The sequence below is a fragment of the Micromonospora sp. LOL_024 genome (assembly GCF_048060415.1).
Lineage (GTDB): Bacteria > Actinomycetota > Actinomycetes > Mycobacteriales > Micromonosporaceae > Micromonospora.
This window is the reverse complement of record NZ_JBHMIS010000116.1, coordinates 1-1698: the sequence shown is the minus strand read 5'-3', so window position 1 is coordinate 1698 and position 1698 is coordinate 1. Positions and strand designations below refer to the sequence as shown.

The 1698-nt window shown below is 65.5% G+C and carries 1 protein-coding gene; it reads right to left on the bottom strand.

Annotation, left to right across the window (positions count from 1 at the left end; genetic code table 11):
* Positions 1 to 58: 58 nt before the first annotated feature.
* Positions 59 to 979, bottom strand: a complete 921-nt coding sequence (locus ACFHWY_RS28385; protein WP_416583309.1) for a hypothetical protein — start codon at positions 977 to 979, stop codon at positions 59 to 61.
* Positions 980 to 1698: the final 719 nt, after the last annotated feature.

The window sequence follows — 1698 nt, the reverse complement described above, 5'->3', positions numbered from 1 at the left end:
GCTGGGACACCCGGCCGACAACCCGCCGACTCAGGGTCACGCCCATTGCCGGTCGCTCTTATACGGCGAAGGTGGCGGCGGGGCCGCCCACCCGGGTCCAGCCGCTGTCTCCAGGGACCTTGCGCCAGATGCCGCTGCTGTTCAGGCCGTACAGGGTGCCGTCGTTGGCGACGGAGAACAGATCGCCAGGGCCGCCCACGTGTTTCCAACGGAGTTCGGCATCGAAGAAGCGGTAGACGTCACCGTTGCGCGGACTCGTGGCGACCATGTACCCACCGGTGTACATCTTCTCGGCGGGGCCGCCCACCCTGATCCAGTCGAGGTTGCCGCGCCACGCGAAGATTCCGTCCTTGTTCTGCCCATAGAAGTATCCGGCGGTGGTGATGACGAAGTCGTCGCCGGGACCACCGATCCTGTTCCAGGGTAGGAAGGGCAGGCCCGTGTAGATGTAGGGTTCATTAGTCGTGATGCTCGTCGCGATGAGCAGGCCGACGCCGCCGGACATGATCGAGGACGCCGGGCCACCGATCTTGCGCCAGTCGTCGCCGCCCCACCACTCGAAGATGCCGGTGCTGTCGAGCCCCTGGATGATTCCGACATCGTCCACGGCGTACTGCTCGTAGGGGCCTCCGATCTCGAGCCATGTGGCTGTCGCATGGTCGTACCAGGAGAGTTTGCCAGTGGTCGGGCTCGTCGCGTAGACCTGACCGCCGCCGGCGTGGATCTCGGCCGCTGGGCCGCCGATCTGCGACCAGCTCTCACCGTCGAACATCCAGACCGCGTCACGGTTGGGCGTCAACGCGTACAGGGTGTTCTCGCTGACGGCCACCGCGGTGCGCATCGTGCGGGCGTCAGCGGAGCGTTTCTGGACGATCTCGTACAGTGAGAGCGGGATCTTGGTGTCTCGTAGAGCGGCGGCGACTGCCGGGGTCGGCAGAACCAACGCGGTCGTGAGCGCTACGGCCGTGGCAATGAACATTCGTCTCAGCATGTTCCCTCCAACGATTTCGCCCAGGACGGGCCCGATGAGGTAGCACAGGTCATGGGCCGGTCGACATGGTCCAGACCGGTCTCGAACCGTTCCTGCCGACGGTCATGCGGGTGCGGTACCAGTGGAGTCAGGAGCCGCGGGCGCCTCTGGGACACCACATGCAGAAAGATCTGCCACCCCGGGTTCCCGTGCACGGCTAGGTTGAGCACGATGCCGGGCCGGTGGAGCAGCTCTGCGATTTAATCTAGTCCAGCACGACCGGGTCGGGCGCGACCGACGAGGCAGCCACCATCGATGGCAGATCCACAAGCCGCACAGCTACCTCCGTTAGCCGGTGAATATCGGCTTTCCAGATGGTCGGCCGGCATACTCGGAAAGCAGCCGAGGCCCGCTCCAGAGACGGTCTGACCGCGGCACTTCGATGGTTGGCGTCGTGGTGCATCTCGCCTACACCGGTCCGCCCACGACCCGGACACAGCTCCTCTTTCGGTCTCGCCCGGCTTCTGGACGGTGTTCCGCCCCGGGTTAGATGGCAGGGTCGGGTCGCCCGGAGGAATCTCACCTCCGGGCTCCCACGGAACGGAGCGTGACAGTCTCCCGTCACTCCGCTCGCACCACCCTGGCCGTCATCCGACGGGTTACGGGCCCTGAGAGGGTGGTTCGGAGTGTTAGGTCCGTTTCTGGGCGAGGGTGAATACTCCGGGCTC

Bases quoted from the DNA above. Each gene is read 5' to 3' on its own strand.
- ACFHWY_RS28385 (WP_416583309.1), bottom strand. From the start codon at position 979: ATGTTCATTGCCACGGCCGTAGCGCTCACGACCGCGTTGGTTCTGCCG.